This is a genomic window from Microbacterium aquilitoris, assembly GCF_031932285.1.
GTDB lineage: Bacteria > Actinomycetota > Actinomycetes > Actinomycetales > Microbacteriaceae > Microbacterium > Microbacterium aquilitoris.
The window spans coordinates 166,975-180,652 of record NZ_JAUZVT010000001.1 but is presented as its reverse complement, the minus strand read 5'-3'; the positions used below and the strand labels follow the sequence as shown (position 1 = coordinate 180,652).

Sequence of the window (13,678 nt, the reverse complement as noted above, 5' to 3'; positions counted from 1 at the left end):
CATGGCGAACGAGCAGGTCGACGAAGACGCCCCGATCCTGGCGATCGCGGTGGCAGCTGAGCTCGCCGGCATGCACCCGCAGACGCTGCGTCAGTACGACCGGCTGGGACTCGTGGTACCGGCGCGCACCCGTGGCGGGTCGCGCCGGTACTCCCTCCGTCACGTCGCGCAGCTGCGCGAAGTGGCGCAGATGTCGGCTGACGGCGTGAGCCTCCCGGCCATCTCGCGCATCATCGAGCTCGAGAACCAGGTGCGGATGCTGCGCCGCGAGGTCTCGGGACTGCAGGGTCGCCTGCGCGACGAGGTCGCCACACGCCGCGGTGCCCGCGTGTTCGCCGCCGGCGCGACCGGCTCGGTCGTCACGCTCCGCCAGGGCACGCGCGTGCGCCGCGCGACCGACGTCGTCCTATACCGCCCGCACCCGCCGACTGACTGACGCGCCGGCGCCGGCCCGGGTCCGGCTCGTCGAGCCGACGCGAACTGCACTCACGACCGACGGATGCCGACAGTTCGCGTCGGGTCGAGCCTTCTGCCCGGGTGGTGAGCGCGAGGAGTCGTCCACAGAGGGGCGGATGCCGGGGGAGCTCGGGTGGCGGGCGGGCGAGCCTCTGGGGGTGAGACCGCCGACGCCGTTGCCTGCACACCTTCCACCTGCGTTCGCCCTCGCTGAGGCGCAGGATGCCGGGGTGACGTACGCGCGCTTGCGGGGGCGGGACCTGTCGCGGCCGTATCGCGGGGTCCGCGCACGGCACGATCCGACCGGCACCGTCGCCCGCGCGGTCGCGTACGTGCCAAAGCTGCGCCCTGGCGAGCACTTCTCGCACGCGACGGCGATCGCGCTCGCAGGCGGGTGGATCCCCGACCGTCTGAGGGCGGAAGTGGATGTCTCGGCTGTCCGGCCGACGGGACGTGCGCGCGGCACAGCTGTCCGGGGGCACGAAGCGGCGGCGCCTGTCCGTCACGTGGTCGGCGGGTTGCCATGCGTCGAACCGTCCGCCGCGTGGTGCCAGGCGGCATCCCTTCTCGATGACCGTGAACTCGTCGTCGCGGCGGACTCGCTCATGCGGAGGCAGCAGCCCGCTCTGGCGATCGGCGACCTCGCGCAGGCCGTCGAGGAGCGCGAGCGAACGCGCCATGTCGGCAGGCTGCGACGTGCGCTCATCCGCGCTCGTGAGCGGACGGATTCCGTGGCTGAGACGCTTCTCCGCCTCGACGCGGCGGACGTGGGCCTTCCCGAGTTCGCCGTCAACGAGGTCATCCGCGATGCGCGGGGCACCTTCCTGGCGTACGGCGACCTCGTGCACGCGCCGACGAAGGTGCTGCTCGAGTACGACGGGCAGCAGCACCGGCTGGACGATCGCCAGTATGCGCGCGACGTCGAACGCCTCGATGCGCTGGCCGCCGCCGGCTGGCGCGTGATCCGCGTGAATCGCTCGCACCGCGGTCCCGAGCGTCGCAGCATCCTCGCGCGCGTGCACGCCGCGCTCCTTGAGCGCGGCTATCGTCCCTGATGCTCGAGCCGACGCGAACTGTGCTCATCCGTTGGCGATAGGTGCAGATTGCGTCGGCTCGACGCCTCGCCGACGGCCGAGCGGATGCCGGGGGTCAGGCGGGGTCGATGCGGAGGGTGCCGGGGCCCTCGCCGACCGTCAGGTCGGTCACGAGGCGGAGCGAGCGGGCGAGGGCGTCGACGGCGGGGATGACGGTGCCGAAGCGCTCGCGGTCGGAGATGACGGCGGTGAGGGTGACGAGGTGGGTGCCGGTGTCCCACGTGTACGACGCGAAGGGCGTCTGGCGCGGGTTCGGCGGCAGGGGCATCTCGAGCTTCTCGGCCACGCCGAGCGGGGAGCCGGTGAAGCTGACCGTGTCGTCGTACTCGATCGGCATGCTCGCGCGCATGGTCCGCAGCTGGGGCGTGAGCTCCTGCACCTGCGCCATCGCGACGAGGAGTTCGGGGTCGTCCTTCCACACCCACGCGAGCAGGCGACCGTCGGCGCGGCGCATGAGGGCGGGGATCGCCTGGCTCATCGCCCACGCGGCGACCTTGCTGCCGGGCTGCTCGCGACCGAAGGCGGCGTTCGCCTGGGCGAGGAGCATCCCGATCGCCTTCTTGCGGGCGCGGCGCCCGCGGAACCCGAACGAACCGGTGATCGGGACCCACTGAGCGGGGTCCACCTGGGCGGAGAGGCGGAGGCCGGTGAGAGGCGTCATCGCTCCAGCGTAGGTTGCTAGGATCCGCCTATGCTGCGCGCCCCCCACGTCCGCAGCGCCGTCGCAGTGATCGTCGCGATCGCGCTCAGTCTCGCCCTCCCCGTCTCGCCGGCGGCTGCCGCCGGCAACGTCCCCGCCAAGCCAGGGCTCGTCAACTACGTCGGCGCCTCGCTGACGTCGCTGACCGTCGACTGGGCAGACATCCCCGGCGCGACGAGCTATTACGTCTACGCGAACACCAGCCACGACCTGGTCACCCGACCCGCGCAGCCGATCAACCAGAAGGTCACCTCCTCGAAGGCGACCGTCACCGGGCTGAAGCCGGGGGTCGCCTACTTCATCCAGGTGCGCGGCGTCTCGGCCGCGGGCATGGGGCCCCGGTCATCGCCGGTGGCCCACGAGACGATCACGGCGCAGGCGACGTTGCCCGCGGGCTCGCCGAGCTACCTCGCGGTCAGCTGGAACGTGTGCTCGAACGTCTGCTCCGGTTTCTCGACGCGCAAGAACGTCATCAACAAGCGCATCACCGAACTCGCCCCCGACATCGTCGCCCTGCAGGAAGCGTCGAAGTACACGACGCCGCCCAGCGGCTACACCTTCGCGTACAACGGGCAGAACGACATCCTCATCCGCAACGGCCGGTTCACCCGCGTCGCCGCCAAGTCGGGCGGCGCCACCTCGGGCGCCGTGCTGTTCCCGTCGCAGTACGCCTCGGCGGGCAAGGGGATGTCGTGGGCCGCCGTCCGGCACAGTTCCGGCGCCTACCTCCTCGTCGTCGACACGCACCTCGTGGTCGGGACGTCGGCATCCGTCGTCCGTCAACGCCAGTACGAGGCCGGCAAGCTGGCGGATGCCGTGACCGCGACGCTCACGAAGCTCAACAAGACGCACCGGTCGCTGACCGACTGGACGAAGGCGCCCGTCATGATCGTGGGCGACCTCAACTCGCACAAGTCGCGCGTGGGCGACGGCACCATGGCCGCCCTCGAGAAGCGCGGGTGGCACGACGCGTACGACCAGGCGCGCACCCTCAGCCTGCAGCACTACAACACGGCGAATCCGACCATGTCGCTGACGCCCTTCACGAGCGTGACCTGGGGCGACCACATCGACAAGGTGCTCGTACGGCCCTCGCGGTCGGTCGTCTACTCGTGGAAGAACGCGGGGAAGACCGCGCGCGGCAAGTGGATCGGACCACTCGGGTCGGACCACCATCCGCTCGCCGTCCGCGTGGGCCTCCGCTGAGGCGCGCCGATCCTCCACCGGAGGACGCCCCGGTCCCGGGCTAGAATCGAGCCCCGGCGCCCCGCACATCCCTGCGCCCCATCGGCGAGAAAGCCCCTTGCCTCCGACGCACAGATTGGCCCGTACCCCGTGACCATGACGCCCCCGGACGATCCCGCACCCGAGCGCGGACCCCTCACCATCGTGATCGCGGCCGACACGTTCGCGCCCGACGTCAACGGAGGGGCTCGCTTCACCGAGCGCCTCGCCGCGGGCCTCGCCGCACGCGGTCACGACGTCCACGTCGCGACGCCGAGCGTCGGGCACCGCAACCACGGCGTCTTCACCGAGGACATCGAGGGCCAGCCGCTCACGGTGCACCGCCTTCCCGGCTGGCGCTACCGGCCGCACGACTGGCTGCGGTTCGTCCTGCCGTGGATGGGCAAGCACTACTCGCGCCGGCTGCTCGACGAGGTCGACGCGGATGTCGTGCACAGCCAGTCGCACATCGTGATCGGTCGCGCCCTGACCCGTATCGCGAACCAGCGCGGCATCCCCGTCGTCGCGACGAACCACATCATGGCCGACAACATCCTGGACTTCACGCTGCTGCCGAAGTTCCTGTACGACATCTTCCTCAAGATCGCGTGGGCCGACGCGGAGCGCACGTTCAAGATGTCGCGCGCGGTGACCACGCCCACGCGCAAGGCCGCCGAGTTCCTCGAGGACACGATCGACATCTCCGGTGTCGTGCCGATCAGCTGCGGCATCCGCCAGAGCAACTACACGCCGAACCTCGAGCCGCGGGAGAACCGCCGCCGGGTGCTGTTCGTCGGCCGCCTGACGACCGAAAAGCACGTCGAGGTCACGCTCGAGGCGATCACGAAGCTGCCCGATCTCGACATCCAGTTCGAGATCGTCGGCGGCGGCGATCAGCGCAAGAGCCTCGGTCAGGTGACCGAGCGTCTCGGCCTCACCGACCGGGTGACCTTCCTCGGGCGGGTGTCCGAAGGGGAGCTCCGCGCCGCCTACACCCGCGCCGACGTCTTCGTCATCGCCTCGGTCGCCGAGCTGCAGTCCATCGCGACGATGGAGGCCATGGCCTCGGGCCTTCCCGTCATCGCGGCGAACGCCGTCGCGCTGCCCCACCTCGTCCACGACGGCGAGAACGGCTACCTGTTCGAGCCGGGCAACGCCGACGAGCTGGCCGAGAAGATCCGCACCGTGCTGACGGCGGACCAAGCCGAGTACTCGCGGATGCAGCAGGCCTCGCTCCACGGCGTCGAGATCCACGACATCGAGCGGACCCTCGACACCTTCGAGAAGCTCTACCGCGGCGAACCGCTCGGCGGCTGAGATGCGTCTGTTCTTCGACGCACGTTACATCCGCACCGACTTCCACGACGGCATCAGCCGCTACTCCGCCGAGCTCGCGCAGGCGGTTGCGGATGCCGCATCCGCCTACCGCACCGAGGTCACCTACCTGATCCACGACGATCGGCAGCGCGCCTTCCTGCCCGCCGATGCGATCACCCTGACGATCCACGCGCCCACGTCGGTGAAGGAACCGTTCTCGTCGCTGCTGCTGAACCGCCACAGGCCGGACGTGCTGTTCTCGCCGATGCAGACGATCGGGTCGGCCGGCCGGCGGTTCCGCCTCGTCCTGACGCTGCACGACACCATCTACTACCGGCACCGGACGCCGCCGCGGGCGCTGCCCTGGTACGTGCGTGTCGGCTGGCGGCTGTTCCACCTGTCGTACTGGCCGCAGCGGTGGACGCTGAACGCCGCCGACCTCGTCGCGACCGTCAGCGAGACGAGCGCGCGCCAGTTCGCCCGCGTGCGGCTGACGAAGCGCCCGGTCGTCGTGATCCCGAACGCGCCGCAGCGCCTCGCCGAACTGCTCCCCGACGGTGCCGTCGTGGGCTCCGGCCCCGTTCGGAACCTCGTCTACATGGGCTCGTTCATGCCGTACAAGAACGTCGAGACGCTCGTCGCGGCCATGCGGGAGCTGCCGGATCACACCCTCCACCTGCTGTCGCGCATCACGCCCGAGCGTCGCGCCGAGCTGGCGGCGCTGGCCGGCGGGGCGTCGGTCGTCTTCCACGACGGGGTGACGGATGCCGCCTACGCCGCGCTCCTGGCAGACGACGCCGCTCTCGTCACGACGAGTCTCGACGAAGGCTACGGGCTGCCGGTGGCCGAAGCGCTCGAACTCGGGGTGCCCGCGGTGGTGACCGACATGGAGATCTTCCGCGAGGTGGCCGGAGACGGCGCGCTCTACGTCGATCCGCTCGATCCGGAAGCCGTCGCCCGCGCCGTGCGGTCGCTCGATGAACCCGGGATGCGGGGGCGACTCGTCGAGGCGGGGACGCGTCACATCCGCTCGTTCGAATGGGCTCGGTCGGCGAAGATCCTGCTCGCCGCGGCGACCGATCTGACGCGGCGCTGAGCCGGGTCAGGGGCCGGGGTCAGATGCCGCCGGCGCCGCCCGCGTTGCTGCGGTTGTCGACGTAGACGGCCGTGGCCTTCGCCATGCGCGCTTCGGAGTCGGCACCGCGACGCGCAGCCGCGCCGTGACCCTCTTCATCGGTCACCGAGCGGTCGAGTCGCGCGCGTCGACGTGCGACGACAAGGCTCAGGGCGACGATCGCGACGACGACGGCTGCGAATCCGAGTTCCATGGTCACAACCTAGCCGTTACCGCAGCGGTTGGAGGAAAAGCGGTCAGAGGAACTGTCCGCCGACCGTGGAGGAGAGGAACCCCAGGACCGTCCCCACGAGGGTCGCGGCCGCGAGGCCGATCGCGATCCCGCCGAGGAGGCGGGCCCCGGCATCCCGGCGCACCGCGATGAACCCGAGGATGAGGGCGACGACGGCGAGGGCGCAGGTGAAGAGCGAGAACACGGCGTTGACGATGCCGTACAACTGCGGGTCGTAGACCGACCGATACAGCTGGATGGTGATGGCCGGCCAGAGTCCGCCGAGGAGGACGGGAGCCGCCGCCACGAGCAGCGCGGCGATGGCGAAGCCGCGGCCGCTTCCGGCACCGCCCGCCGGAGGAGGAGTGCCGTACGGGTAGGACGGCTGCCCCTGGGGTGGGTACTGGGGTGAGTACTGCGGCGGCTGGTGCGCGTCCGGCGGGACGGGGTCGGTCATGGCTGTCCTCTCGCGGGGACCCGAGTCTAGGGGCGTGGTCCCGCGGGGCGGAAGGGGGGTGCTCCGGGGGACATGCCGCCGTCGTGGCAGGAACGCTATGCTTGCTCGCATCCTGCCATCAATGGCCGCATCGACGCTGCTCGCAGGAATCCTGCCAGCCGAACACCATCCGGGGAGAACGCCATGATCCGCACCGTCGCCTGCGTCGTCCAGAGCGGGTTCGCGCCCTTCGAGTTCGGGCTCGCCTGCGAGGCGTTCGGGCTCGATCGCAGCGACGACGGCATCCCGAACTTCGACTTCCGGATCGTGACCCCTGATCCCGGCGCGATCCCCAGCAACCTCGCGTTCTCCATCAACGTCGATCACGATCTGACGTTCGCGGACGAGGCGGACGTCGTCGTCATCACGCCGATCCCCCGGGAGGCGTGGGGCAGCGTGGACGAGCGGGTGCTCGACGTGATCCGCAGGGCAGTCGCGCGAGGCGCATGGGTGCTGACGGTGTGCAGCGGGGCGTTCGCGGTCGCGGCATCCGGTGTCCTGTCGGGGCAGCGCGCGACGACGCACTGGCGCTACGCCGAGACCATGGCGAGCATGTACCCCGACATCGAGGTCGACCCGAACGTGCTCTACGTGCAGTCGGGGCGGATCATCACGAGCGCCGGAACGGCGGCCGGGCTCGACGCGTGCCTGCATCTGCTGCGGCTCGAACTCGGGGCCGAGGCGGCGAACACGATCGCACGGCGCATGGTGGTGCCCCCGCAGCGCGACGGCGGCCAGGCGCAGTTCATCGCGTCGCCGTTGCCGGTGTCGACCTCGCTCTCGCTGACGCCGGTGACCGAGTGGATGCTGGAGAACCTGCGGCGCGACCTGTCGGTCGACCAGCTGGCGGCGAAGGCGCACATGTCGCAGCGGACGTTCGCGCGGCGGTTCAAGGCCGACTACGGGACGACGCCGGCGGCGTGGTTGGGGCGGCAGCGGATCCTCCATGCGCAGCGCCTGCTCGAACAGACCGACCTTGGACTGGACGCGATCGCGTACGAGTGCGGTTTCGGTTCGGCGGCCGTGCTGAGGCAGAACTTCGGCCGGGTCCTTGGGACGACGCCGACGGCATACCGGTCCCGCTTCGCCTGCGCCGCCGTCATGGCGTCGTGATAAAGTTGAGCCTGACGGACTCAAGTTTTTAAGAGCTTTCAGGAGCAGATGATGAACGCACAACCGGCATCCGGCCAGGGCGGTCAGGGCAGCGCCCTGGAGCAGTTCGGAATCAACCTCACCGACCGTGCGCGGCAGGGCAAGCTCGACCCGGTCATCGGACGGGACGGCGAGATCCGCCGGGTCAGTCAGGTGCTCACGCGGCGCACGAAGAACAACCCGGTGCTCATCGGCGAGCCCGGCGTCGGCAAGACCGCCGTCGTCGAAGGGCTCGCCCAGCGCATCGTCGCGGGAGACGTCGCGGAGTCGTTGAAGGGCAAGGAACTCATCGCGCTCGACATCTCCGCGCTCGTCGCCGGGGCGATGTACCGCGGGCAGTTCGAGGAGCGGCTGAAGAGCGTCCTCAAGGAGATCACGGAGTCCGAGGGGCGCGTGATCACGTTCATCGACGAGCTGCACACGCTGATGGGAGCCGGCGGCGGCGAGGGGTCGGTCGCGGCATCCAACATGCTGAAGCCCATGCTGGCGCGCGGGGAGCTGCGCCTGATCGGTGCGACGACCCTCGACGAGTACCGCGAGTTCATCGAGAAGGATGCCGCACTGGAGCGGCGCTTCCAGCAGGTGTACGTCGGCGAGCCGAGCGTCGAGGACACGATCGCGATCCTCCGCGGGCTCAAGGAGCGGTACGAGGCGCACCACAAGGTCGCGATCTCGGACGGCGCCCTGGTGGCGGCGGCGGCGCTGTCGAACAGGTACATCCCGGCGCGGCAGCTGCCCGACAAAGCGATCGACCTGATCGACGAGGCCGCGTCGCGCCTGCGCATGGAGATCGACTCCGCGCCGCTCGAGATCGACGAGCTGCGTCGTCACGCGGATCGGCTCAAGCTCGAGGAGCTGGCGCTCAAGAAGGAGAAGGACGACGCGTCGAAGGAGCGTCTCGCGGCGCTGCGCGACCAGCTCGTGAAGGTGCAGCAGCAGCTCGACGACCTGCAGGCGCGGTGGGAGCGGGAGCGCGCGTCGCTGAACGCGGTCGGTGATTACAAGACGCGCCTCGATGCCCTGCGCGTCGAGGCGGAGCGCGCGCAGCGCGAGGGCGACCTCGAACGTGCGTCGCGGCTGCTGTACGCGGAGATCCCGGCGCTCGAGCGCAAGCTCGCCGAGGCGGAGATCGCGGAGGGTGCCGTCGGTGATGGGGCCGAGCGGATGGTGGGCGATCGGGTGACCGAGGAGGACATCGCCGAGGTCATCGCCGTGTGGACCGGCATCCCGGTCGGAAAGCTGCTGCAGAGCGAGAGCGCTCGACTGGTGCACCTCGAGTCGGAGCTGGGCAAGCGGTTGATCGGGCAGAAGCCGGCCGTGAAGACGGTGGCGGATGCCGTGCGTCGGTCGCGCGCGGGGATCAGCGACCCGAACCGGCCGACCGGCTCGTTCCTGTTCCTGGGGCCGACCGGTGTCGGCAAGACCGAGCTCGCGAAGGCGCTCGCGGAGTTCCTCTTCGACGACGAGCGCGCGATGGTCCGCATCGACATGAGCGAGTACGGCGAGAAGCACGCCGTCGCGCGGCTCGTCGGCGCACCTCCGGGGTACGTCGGATACGAGCAGGGCGGCCAGTTGACCGAGGCGGTGCGGCGCCGGCCGTACTCGGTGGTGCTGCTCGACGAGGTCGAGAAGGCGCACCCCGAGGTGTTCGACGTGCTGCTGCAGGTGCTCGACGACGGACGGCTGACCGACGGCCAGGGGCGGACGGTCGACTTCACCAACACGATCCTGATCCTGACGAGCAACATCGGATCACCGGTGCTGATCGATCCGACGCTGACGGACGACACGAAGCGCGAGCAGGTCATGGCGATGGTGCGGCAGGCGTTCCGGCCGGAGTTCCTGAACCGCCTCGACGACGTCGTGATGTTCACACCGCTGACCGAGTCGGATCTGGCTCAGATCGTCGAGCTGGCGGTCGATGCGCTGCAGCGGAGGCTGCACGCCCGCCGGTTGACGCTCGCGGTGACGCCGGACGCGCGGGCGTGGCTCGCCGAGCGCGGCTACGATCCGCTGTTCGGGGCGCGACCGCTGCGGCGTCTGATCCAGTCCGAGATCCAGGACAGGTTGGCGATGGCGCTGCTGTCGGGCGGCGTGCACGACGCTGATGTGGTCCGGGTGGATGTCGCGGTCGACGGCTCGCAGCTGGTGCTGACGAGCAACGGGCCGTCGCCGCCGGAGGAGTCGGGCGACGACACCATCGAGGCGGAGCTGCTCGACTGATGACGCCGGTCGCGCTGGGGCATGGCGTGGTCCTGCGCGAGGTCGTCGGATCGGATGCGGCTGCCCTCGCCGAGGCGTACCGCCGCAATCGAGAGCGGCTGGCGCCATGGGAGCCGGAGCGAGCCGAGCACTTCTTCACCGATGCCGGTCAGGAGTCGGCGATCGAGGCGATGCTGCGCGATCGCGAGGCGGGCACTGGTGTTCCGTTCGTGCTCGAGGCAGGAGAGCGGATCGTGGGGCGGGTGAACCTCTCGGGCATCGTGCGCGGACCGTTCCAGAGCGCGAACCTCGGGTACTGGATCGATGGCGAACTCGGTGGACGAGGCGTGATGACCGCCGCAGTGGATGCCGTGGCTCGAGTCGCCGCTGAGGATCTCGGCCTGCACCGCATCCAGGCGGCGACGCTGCTGCACAACGCATCGTCGCAGTCGGTGCTGCGGCGATGCGGGTTCACCGAGATCGGGGTCGCGCCGAGGTACCTGCGGATCGCGGGGCGGTGGCAGGACCACCTGCTGTTCCAGCGGATCCTGGAGGGCTGAGCCGGTCGCGTGTCGGTTCGTGGCGGTGTCGGTTCTGAGCGGTGTCGGTTCGTGGACGTGCCGGTTTGCGGGCGAGAGGCCCGTGCGCGAGCTGGGGTAGGCGCCCGCGGTCCACGCAGTGCGGGGTCGGGGAGCGGCGGTTCAGAACGGAGCGGGGTCTCCGGGCGTTGTGGTGGCAGGTGTGAAGGCGACGGCCGGGGTGGGTGCGTCTTCTCTGTAGGTCCTGCCGAGGGGTGAGGTCCATTCGAGGACGCCACCCGACAGTTGTCGGACCCGCCATGCGGTGAACTGCTTCATCGAATGATGTCTCTGGCACAGATGCGCGAGGTTGGAGAGTTCCGTCCGCCCGCCCAGCGCGTAGTCGTGCGTGTGGTCGACTTCGCAGCGGATCGCGGCGACCCGGCATCCGGGGAACCGGCAATGCTGGTCCCGAGCTTGCAGAAACCTGCGCATCCCGGACGGGACACGGTACGAGTCGGTGGCGACGGTGACTCCGGTGATGGGGTCGTGAAACAGGCGCTCCCACACCAAGGTGTCGCCGGCGAGTGTGCGAGCGGTGGCCGGGTCGATGGGCGAGCGGCCGGTCAGGTCGCACGGACCGTCGTCGGCGCCGGTGAGTGTCGCCGCGGGAACCAGCACCTGAACCCGCGCACGGATCGCGCCGAGCGGCCCGGCGGTGGTGTCGCGCGTGTCATCCAACGCCGGGGTTCCCGCTAGGAGCAGGTCGGCGAACACATCAGCCCGCACTTGATCGGTCGAGCGCGCATCGGTCGCGACGGCGTCGGCGTTCTCGCCCGTGCTGCGTTCGTCCCGGGTGTCGATGATCGCCCGAGCCTGCTGTGTCAGCCGGTCCTGGATTCCCTCCGCGATCACTGTTGGGAGGGTCGCGATCAGGTCCGACATTCCGTCCCGCCCGGGGATCAACCGGACGCACCGCCCCGCGGCAGCTTCCTCGTGTCGTTCCGCGAAGGTCCGGGGGTGCATTCGGTGGGCGAGGATCTCGAGCTCGCCTCGAACCCGGTTCGGGGTCTCGCCTTCGCAGCGTTCGATCGCGACCTTCTCGAACTTCGCCCACAACTCGGCGGGCAGGTTCACCCCGGTCTCGACGATCGCCCTCACGTGCGCCTGCACGATCCGTCCGGCCTCCCACGCGGCAACCGCGGCGGGGAATCCTTCGATCGTCACCCGGGCTTCGCCGATCCGGCGTTGCACGGTCCGGTCGGTCGTGCGCATCGCCCCGGCGACCTCGGCCGAAATGGACCGGAGCACCATGTCGTGCAGGGTGACTTTCGCGTTCGGGGGCGCGCCCTGCGCCTCCGCCAGTCGGCCCGCGGCAGCGAGCACACGCAACTCGCGGATCTGCACGCGAGCGAGCTCAAGGGCAACGTCCTCGACGTCCGCAACGATCCCCGCGATGGCCGCGAGATACGCCTCGCCACCGGGGGTTTCCGCCGCTTCCGTCATACCTGAACCCTGCCACCAACCTCCGACATCCAGACCCCGAAAACCGCTCAAAACACACGCTCCGCACGCGGCCGAAGGTGAGAAACGTCTCATCTGCGAAGGACCCACCCTCGGTACCTGAGTAGGCCCCAGCCAAGCCCTGTCCGGAGCGTGAAAGGATCGAGCATGCGAACCGCACGGGCCCTCTGGGGTTCCACTCACCCGGGCCCCTCGCTCGTCGTCACCGTGTTGTCCCTCGCCCTCGGCATCGCCGCCGGTCTGGAACCCTGGCGGCTCGTCGTCCTCGTCGTCGCGGTGTTCGCCGGTCAGGTCTCGGTCGGTCTCTCGAACGACGCGATCGATCTGTTCCGCGACGCGACCGTCGGTCGCTCCGACAAGCCCCTCGTCCGAGGCGACACCCGCGTCCGCACCGCGTGGATCGCGGCGGGGATCGCACTCGGGGTGGCCGTCCTGCTCTCGGCGGTGCTCGGCTGGGGCATGCTGTTCGCCCACGTCATCGCCCTCGTCTCGGCCTGGAGCTACAACGCCGGACTCAAGGCGACGCCCGCATCACTGCTGCCGTTCCTCGTCAGCTTCGGGATCTTCCCCTCGCTGGCGACGCTCTCGGCGCCCGCCCCGCAGCCGGCTGCGCTGTGGGCCGCCTTCGCGGGGGCCATGCTGGGCGCCGCGGTGCATCTCACCAACGTCCTGCCCGACCTCGACGACGATCGGCGCACCGGCGTCCGCGGTCTGCCGCACCGGATCGGGCCCGCGGCATCCGTCATGCTGGCGGTCGTCGGCATCGTGGTCGCCGCTATCGCCGTCCTCGTCGGCAGTCTCATCGAGGGCGCCTCACCGCTCGCGATGATCGCGTTCGCTCTGCTCGTCGCGGGAATCGCGGCAGCGGTGATGATCCGGATGCGGCGTCGCGGCCCCGACCGCACCGGTTTCCGTCTCGTGATGCTCGCCGCGCTCGTCCTCGCCCTCCAGCTCGTGGTGGCGTCGGGCGCCGCATGATCCGCGCGGTCGGGTTCGACCTCGACGGCACGCTCTTCGACCACCGCGGTGCCGCCGAGACATCCGCCGCCAGGTTCCTCGCTTCCCGAGGAGCGGCCGTCACTCCGGCCGCGGTCGATGCGTGGTTCGCGGCCGAGGCGACGCACTTCGAGCGCTGGCGGAGCGGACGGATCGATTTCGCGGAACAGCGACGCGCGCGCCTCCGCGATGTGTTCCACCACCTCGGCCTCCCGGTCCCGAGCGGGCCGGCCGAACTCGACGCCCTCTTCGCGTCCTACCTCGACGATTACCGTGACGCCTGGGCGGCGTACCCCGGCACCCACGATCTCCTTCGCGACCTCGGGCGGCGGGGGTACCGGCTCGGTCTGCTGACGAACGGCTCGACGGAGCAGCAGACCGACAAGCTCGACGCCGTCGGCCTCGCCGACCTGTTCGACGCCACCTGCATCTCGGAGCAGCTCGGACACCACAAGCCCGATCCTGCAGCCTTCGCCGCCCTCGTCGAGCGACTCGGCGTGCGCCCCGACGAGTGTCTCTTCGTCGGCGACGACGCCACGACGGATGCCGCCGGTGCGCGCGCGGCCGGCCTCACGGCCGTGCTCATCGACCGCACCACGATGACCCCGCACGACGTCGAGGTCGCGGTCCTCCGCACACTGGCGGGGTAGCTC

The 13,678-nt window shown here is 70.2% G+C and carries 14 protein-coding genes; 10 read left to right on the top strand and 4 right to left on the bottom strand.

Annotated features, from left to right (window positions below; genetic code table 11):
• The first annotated feature begins 1 nt into the window (after nt 1).
• A complete protein-coding gene (locus Q9S78_RS00840; protein ID WP_116227653.1) occupies nt 2-436 on the top strand; it encodes a heat shock protein transcriptional repressor HspR in 435 nt (144 codons plus the stop codon).
• Between the two features lie 250 nt (nt 437-686).
• Complete coding sequence (locus Q9S78_RS00835; protein WP_311868236.1) at nt 687-1,511, top strand: DUF559 domain-containing protein; 825 nt, start codon at nt 687-689, stop codon at nt 1,509-1,511.
• Between the two features lie 94 nt (nt 1,512-1,605).
• Here the strand turns inward: Q9S78_RS00835 and Q9S78_RS00830 are convergent, their stop codons facing one another.
• Nucleotides 1,606-2,211: a hypothetical protein gene (locus Q9S78_RS00830; protein ID WP_018187592.1), complete on the bottom strand. Its 606-nt coding sequence runs from the start codon at nt 2,209-2,211 to the stop codon at nt 1,606-1,608.
• Nucleotides 2,212-2,241: 30 nt separating this feature from the next.
• Here Q9S78_RS00830 and Q9S78_RS00825 point away from each other — a divergent pair, with 30 nt between their 5' ends.
• The 3 genes from Q9S78_RS00825 to Q9S78_RS00815 all read left to right on the top strand — a co-directional run bounded on the left by Q9S78_RS00825 (nt 2,242) and on the right by Q9S78_RS00815 (nt 5,887).
• The gene (locus Q9S78_RS00825) at nt 2,242-3,456 is read left to right on the top strand and encodes a fibronectin type III domain-containing protein (protein WP_311868233.1); all 1,215 of its coding nucleotides are present in this window, start codon (nt 2,242-2,244) and stop codon (nt 3,454-3,456) included.
• 135 nt (nt 3,457-3,591) lie between these two features.
• The gene (locus Q9S78_RS00820) at nt 3,592-4,791 is read left to right on the top strand and encodes a glycosyltransferase (protein WP_311868230.1); all 1,200 of its coding nucleotides are present in this window, start codon (nt 3,592-3,594) and stop codon (nt 4,789-4,791) included.
• Nucleotide 4,792: 1 nt separating this feature from the next.
• Nucleotides 4,793-5,887, top strand: a complete 1,095-nt coding sequence (locus Q9S78_RS00815; protein WP_311868228.1) for a glycosyltransferase — start codon at nt 4,793-4,795, stop codon at nt 5,885-5,887.
• A 19-nt stretch (nt 5,888-5,906) separates the two neighbouring features.
• Here Q9S78_RS00815 and Q9S78_RS00810 read toward each other — a convergent pair whose 3' ends face one another.
• Together Q9S78_RS00810 and Q9S78_RS00805 are read right to left on the bottom strand one after the other, a co-directional pair.
• Nucleotides 5,907-6,119: a hypothetical protein gene (locus Q9S78_RS00810; RefSeq protein WP_018187588.1), complete on the bottom strand. Its 213-nt coding sequence runs from the start codon at nt 6,117-6,119 to the stop codon at nt 5,907-5,909.
• Nucleotides 6,120-6,162: 43 nt separating this feature from the next.
• Nucleotides 6,163-6,594 (bottom strand): hypothetical protein, encoded by a 432-nt coding sequence (locus Q9S78_RS00805; RefSeq protein WP_116227647.1) that lies wholly within the window; start codon nt 6,592-6,594, stop codon nt 6,163-6,165.
• Nucleotides 6,595-6,777: 183 nt separating this feature from the next.
• On the opposite strand from Q9S78_RS00805, the gene Q9S78_RS00800 reads away from it, so the two are divergent.
• From Q9S78_RS00800 to Q9S78_RS00790, 3 genes are read left to right on the top strand one after another with little or no spacing between them, the layout of a single operon-like run.
• Nucleotides 6,778-7,746, top strand: a complete 969-nt coding sequence (locus tag Q9S78_RS00800; protein ID WP_311858191.1) for a GlxA family transcriptional regulator — start codon at nt 6,778-6,780, stop codon at nt 7,744-7,746.
• Nucleotides 7,747-7,794: 48 nt separating this feature from the next.
• Nucleotides 7,795-10,008 (top strand): ATP-dependent Clp protease ATP-binding subunit, encoded by a 2,214-nt coding sequence (locus Q9S78_RS00795; protein WP_311868222.1) that lies wholly within the window; start codon nt 7,795-7,797, stop codon nt 10,006-10,008.
• On the top strand, nt 10,008-10,547 hold the full coding sequence (locus Q9S78_RS00790; RefSeq protein ID WP_311868220.1) for a GNAT family N-acetyltransferase: 540 nt from the start codon (nt 10,008-10,010) through the stop codon (nt 10,545-10,547). The genes Q9S78_RS00795 and Q9S78_RS00790 overlap by 1 nt, the downstream gene beginning before the upstream one ends.
• 141 nt (nt 10,548-10,688) lie before the next feature.
• Here Q9S78_RS00790 and Q9S78_RS00785 read toward each other — a convergent pair whose 3' ends face one another.
• Complete coding sequence (locus Q9S78_RS00785) at nt 10,689-12,011, bottom strand: HNH endonuclease signature motif containing protein (protein WP_311868217.1); 1,323 nt, start codon at nt 12,009-12,011, stop codon at nt 10,689-10,691.
• A gap of 165 nt (nt 12,012-12,176) precedes the next feature.
• Here Q9S78_RS00785 and Q9S78_RS00780 point away from each other — a divergent pair, with 165 nt between their 5' ends.
• Nucleotides 12,177-13,007: a UbiA family prenyltransferase gene (locus Q9S78_RS00780; protein WP_311868216.1), complete on the top strand. Its 831-nt coding sequence runs from the start codon at nt 12,177-12,179 to the stop codon at nt 13,005-13,007.
• Entirely contained in the window at nt 13,004-13,675 is a 672-nt protein-coding gene (locus Q9S78_RS00775) for an HAD family hydrolase (protein ID WP_311868215.1), read from the top strand. Before Q9S78_RS00780 ends, Q9S78_RS00775 begins: the two co-directional genes overlap by 4 nt.
• Nucleotides 13,676-13,678: the final 3 nt, after the last annotated feature.